Origin of the sequence: Tunicatimonas sp., assembly GCF_049647865.1 — a bacterium.
Lineage (GTDB): Bacteria > Bacteroidota > Bacteroidia > Cytophagales > Cyclobacteriaceae > Tunicatimonas.
In genome coordinates, this window is record NZ_JBARYM010000750.1 from 1 (window position 1) to 4939 (window position 4939).

6 protein-coding genes are annotated in these 4939 nt (G+C 43.8%); 2 read left to right on the forward strand and 4 right to left on the reverse strand.

What is annotated here, in order from left to right; genetic code table 11:
- Both WBA23_RS21805 and WBA23_RS21810 read left to right on the forward strand, forming a co-directional pair.
- A partial coding sequence (locus WBA23_RS21805) for a topoisomerase C-terminal repeat-containing protein (RefSeq protein WP_424584394.1) occupies nucleotides 1-958 on the forward strand: 958 nt, incomplete at its 5' end.
- 85 nt (nucleotides 959-1043) lie between these two features.
- On the forward strand, nucleotides 1044-2540 hold the full coding sequence (locus tag WBA23_RS21810) for a vanadium-dependent haloperoxidase (RefSeq protein WP_424584395.1): 1497 nt from the start codon (nucleotides 1044-1046) through the stop codon (nucleotides 2538-2540).
- 14 nt (nucleotides 2541-2554) lie between these two features.
- Here WBA23_RS21810 and WBA23_RS21815 read toward each other — a convergent pair whose 3' ends face one another.
- The 4 genes from WBA23_RS21815 to WBA23_RS21830 form a co-directional block, all read right to left on the reverse strand.
- Nucleotides 2555-3226, reverse strand: coding sequence for a hypothetical protein (locus tag WBA23_RS21815; RefSeq protein WP_424584396.1), 672 nt, complete (start codon nucleotides 3224-3226; stop codon nucleotides 2555-2557).
- The gene (locus WBA23_RS21820; RefSeq protein ID WP_424584397.1) at nucleotides 3223-3741 is read right to left on the reverse strand and encodes an RNA polymerase sigma factor; all 519 of its coding nucleotides are present in this window, start codon (nucleotides 3739-3741) and stop codon (nucleotides 3223-3225) included. Before WBA23_RS21820 ends, WBA23_RS21815 begins: the two co-directional genes overlap by 4 nt.
- 331 nt (nucleotides 3742-4072) lie before the next feature.
- Nucleotides 4073-4660 carry a hypothetical protein gene (locus WBA23_RS21825; RefSeq protein ID WP_424584398.1) on the reverse strand — a complete coding sequence of 196 codons (588 nt, stop codon included), beginning with the start codon at nucleotides 4658-4660 and terminating at the stop codon, nucleotides 4073-4075.
- A 39-nt stretch (nucleotides 4661-4699) separates the two neighbouring features.
- The coding region (locus WBA23_RS21830) for a DUF6588 family protein (protein ID WP_424584399.1) at nucleotides 4700-4939 on the reverse strand (240 nt) is incomplete at its 5' end.

Consider the following 4939-nt stretch of genomic DNA (forward strand, 5'->3'; position numbering starts at 1 on the left):
GGGCATTGGCCGTCCGTCTACCTACGCGCCAACAATTTCTACTATCCAAAAGCGAGGTTACATTCTGAAGGAAGACCGCGACGGATACGACCGGGAATACCGGGAAATGACACTGGTAAAGAAGGAAAATAAGGTAGGCGAAAAAGTGCTGACCGAGCGCACCGGTACCGAGAAGCGTAAGCTCTTCCCAACTGATGTAGCCATGGTGGTCAACGATTTTCTAGCCGAGCATTTTGATACGGTGATCGATTATTCATTTACGGCTGATGTAGAAAAAGAGTTTGATGAGATTGCCCAGGGCAAAAAAGCCTGGGAAAAGATGATTGATGATTTCTATCAGCAGTTTCACCCTAAAATTAAAACTTCGGAAGAGATTGATCGCTCAACCATCAGAACTGACCGTGCACTCGGTGAAGATCCTAAAACCGGACTCCCGGTGCTGGTTCGGTTAGGCAAATTTGGCCCAATTGCTCAGATCGGAGAAAGCGAAGGCGAAGAGAAACCTAAGTACGCTAGCTTACGCACTGGTCAATTTATTGAGACGATTACACTGGAGGAAGCCCTTGAACTCTTTAAACTCCCGCGCGATATTGGGGAATACGAAGATGAAGTGATGACTGCCGCCATCGGCCGGTTTGGTCCTTACATTCGACACAATGGCAAATTTTACTCGTTGACGAAAGAGGACGACCCGCTCACCGTAGAAGAAGACCGCGCTATTGAAATTATTGAAGCCAAGCGAGAAGCTGATAAGAACAAGTACATCAAAGTATTTGACTCTGACCCGGAAGTGCAGGTGCTGAACGGGCGCTACGGTCCGTACATTAAAGTAGGCAAAAAGAATGTGAAGATTCCTAAAGATAAAGAGCCTGAAGAGCTTACTTTAGAAGAGTGCTTGGAGCTAGCCGAAAAAGCACCGGAGAAAAAAGCACGAGGCGGACGAAAGAAAAAGAGCTAATACAGTATTATCTTATTGGCTTCGAGAATCTACCGAAAGGGTAATTGAATAAATACGTATATTCGTCGTCAAAAAGTCTTTCACGATGATACGTCTATCGCACTTATGCTTACTGCTAAGCGTAGTGGTTCTGCTTAGCTGTCAAACTCACTCTACTTCAACTTCTCAGGAGAATCAACTAGAGCCTACTGGAACCGATAATGTAGCGTACCAGTGGGGCGAAGTAGCTCTGGAAGCTACTGCTCGGGATACTGAGCGGTTCAACCCGCGCCCCACCATTACCTCTCGCTATCTTGGACTAATCTTTACCGCGGTGTTTGATGCCTGGTCTCGGTACGACAAACAAGCTACCCCAGTGTACCTAACCGATGTCTCACGTCGGCCAGCTTCGGAACAAACGTTGGAAAACAAAGAAATAGCTATTAGCTATGCTGCCTACCGGGCCATAAGTGAGTACTACTATACTGATAGCGTGCTCTACTGGCAGTTTATGGAAGAACTAAAGTTAGACCCCACCAATCAATCATTAGACCCGTCTACCCCCGAAGGAATCGGTAATCTGGCGGCTAAGGCCGTTATTGAACAGCGAAAGAATGATGGGGCCAACCAATACGGTGATGTAGAAGGCTCAAACGGTGCGGCCTACTTTGATTATACGGCTTACCAGCCCGTAAATTCTCCCGATGAAAATATTGATGGTAACCGCTGGCAACCTAAGTATTTTTCCGACGGAAAGGGTGGCAAATTCGCCCCGGCCTGTCTGACTCCCTATTGGCAGATGGTTGAACCTATCGCACTGGATTCAGCCAGTCAGTTTCGCCCCGGCCCACCGCCCATGATTGGATCAGACCAGCTAAAAGAAGAAGTAAAGGAAGTTGTTGAATTGCAAGCCTCTCTCACCAATGGGCAGAAGGCACTAGTAGAATTTATGCGGGATGGTCCCCAATCGGTGCAGCAAGCGGGGCACTGGCTGGTATTTGCACAGAAAGTCTCAGTACGAGATCAGCACACGCTGGATGATGATGTGAAAATGTATTTTCTCAATCAGGCTACCGCCATGGATGCCTTTATTGCCGCTTGGGATTCTAAAATGTACTACGATTTCGCCCGCCCTTATGCGTTAGTACATAAGCATTATCAAGACCAAGTGATTAAAGCCTGGGGTGGTCCCGAAAAAGGCATAGTAGAAATGAAAGGCCAAGAGTGGCGCCCCTACTCTCCTGAGACTTTTCTTTGCCCTCCTTTTCCCAGTTACGTTTCAGGACATAGTTGTATAAGTGGCGCTTGTGCTGAAGCGTTACGCCTTTTTACCGGAAGCGATGAGTTTGGCGCCGAAGCAAAGTTAGTCCCCGGTACTCTCACCGAACCGAATAATTTGGGGGATACGGTGACCCTTCACTTTCCAACTTTTACCAAAGCGGCTGATATGGCTGGTATTTCGCGGGTATTAGGTGGCTATCACATTCAAGCCGATAACGTGGCTGGTTTAGAACTAGGACGAGACGTCGCTCACCGAGTTTGGAAAATGTACCAAAAGCACGTAGGCGATACCAAACAAACAATCGCTCATCAACAAGACTAAATTGATTAAGTCTACTAGTGGTCTTTTTCCTGGTTGAACTCATCTAGTTCACCTAATAGAATCATTGCTTTCTCCACCGATTTCCCTCCGGCACTTTCAACAAAGCTCCTAACCCAGGGAATATGCATGTTTCGGTAATTAAGTTTTTGGTAGAGCCAAATAGCGACAGGTACTAAAAGTAAACTAAAGGTGACTTGGGCATACCACCACTTCTGGTCTGCCTGGCTGTATATATCTATATCCCCGAAAACGTGGAAGCCTAAAATGATATACGTTAGGTAGAACGGTACAGAAAGCATTAGCAATCGCATGTACTGTATTGAGTCTGCCCTAAATTTTTGCAGCTTTTGCTGCATCTCAGTGATAGGTTCATCATAACTAATTTGTGAAATCGTAGACCATTGATTTATATTTCCTATCCATCCGATAACGGCGAACACTAGTAGAATAAATGCTGAAACTAGCAAGGGAACTTGCTGAATGTGGACTACTATAAATCCTCCGAGAACAACAATAATCGAAAAGAAAATAGTCCCTCCAATAACCTGATTAAGCACAAGCGTGCGTAGCAAAGGACGTATTTTTTGCAAATTTACTTCCTTCAGTATTTTTTGATTTAGTTGAAGGTATTTATCTAGCTTTTGGTCGTACTGTTGCCATGCTTGTTGCAATTCTTCTAATTTCATGATGTTTGGGTTTTAGTTGTGGAAAATTTCTTTTTAAGTTGTTTTTTTATTCGGCTGATTTTAGTAGCTACGTTCGTCTCACTAATTCCTAGAATAGCAGCAATTTCCTGATAGCTGTTTCCATCTAAATAAAGAATCATTATAGCTTTATTGAACTCATTGAGATCTTGAATAAAACACTCAAGTTGGTTCAGATTCTCTTCCAGGCTTTCATTCTGCGGTTTATCAGCAACACTGATGATACTTTCGTCTATCGGATAAATTACTTTCTTGCGCCGTTGCGACTTGCGGTAATATGAGATGGCAGTATTCAAAACTACCCGATAAAGCCAGGTTGACTGTTTATACTTTTTGTCGTAATTAGGTAGTGTTTTCCAAAGTTGAATGGCCATCTCTTGCATTAAATCTTTCCGATCTTCTGTCTGAGCACAATACATAGCGCTCACTTTATAAATAAGCTTCTTATGCTCATCCATCATCTTAACAAAAGCCTGTTTATGATCGGCGGTAGACATAATGGTATGTTGTCTGCGAATTACGACGTTTACTCTATGATTCGCGCGAGCAGTAAAAAAATCACACTTTAGGTCAAAATTTATTCTATGGAAGTGTTCTCATTGCTTTACGTAGCTCAAATTTAGGTTGTAAAGCATAAAAAAAGCCACTATCAAGTGGCTCTATTTTCATTAACTATTTCACGGTGAGGTTTTAGATGCATGTAGATAAAAACTATGCAGCGACTGCGAAATAATTGCCAATGTATATCTACGATGGATCACCTGAAATAACCAAAGATAGTATATCGTGGGAGCACCCATCTGCTCTAGCTTTTAAAGATTTAGACTACTATTCCTGCCCCACAAAGAAGGGAGCTTCTACCGTTTCCGAGAATTTAACAGTGGCTCGTAACTTAATCGCTACCTGAGCCTCCACGCGGCTTCCGTCAGGAACAGAAACTCCTTCTACAGTTACTATGAAGTCATTAAAATCAGTATCGTTAATATATCCCAGTAATTTATCAGCTAAGGCATTTACCCCAGCAGATTCCAGGTCAGTGATTGCGGTAAAGTCGCCATCAGCGGTGGCTGCCAGTTCTAAATCTTCGAAAAGGGCAATAGGATTTGCACCTAATTGCGGGTAGAAAAGTCCGGCTAGGCGAACCGCCGAAGCTTGGTTACCATTAAGATCCATAATCTTTATTGCCAAGCTTTCTACATTAACATCCTCAACGGTAGTTTCGGAGTCAATCTCCAAATCTTCCACCACTCGCTCTCGGCTAACGGTTACCTCTTCCGAAATTACTCCGTCATCTGAAATGTCATATTCGTAGGTGTCGTCTAGGTTTAACACGAAGTTAAAGGGAACTTCATCACAGGCACTTAAAAACAGAAGTCCTGAAGTGAAAATTGCTAAATATGCGCGATAGATATACATAGAAAGTTTTGTTTTAAATTAATTATAATGATGATTACGTTATTTACTTCCGAAGGCGAAACCCAACCCGGCAGACCAAACCGACTGTTGTCCTAGGTTATAGTCCGTATTCAGGTAGAAGGGTCCAAGTTCTAAACCTACTCCTAGCGTAAACCGTAACGCAGCCATATCTTCCGGGCTTATTACTACTTCTTCGGTAACCTCACCATTGTCGTAGAGGTAAGCAATATCCAGGGAGGACGTTTCGTAGCCCGGACCTCCGTACACTGTTAGCACCCC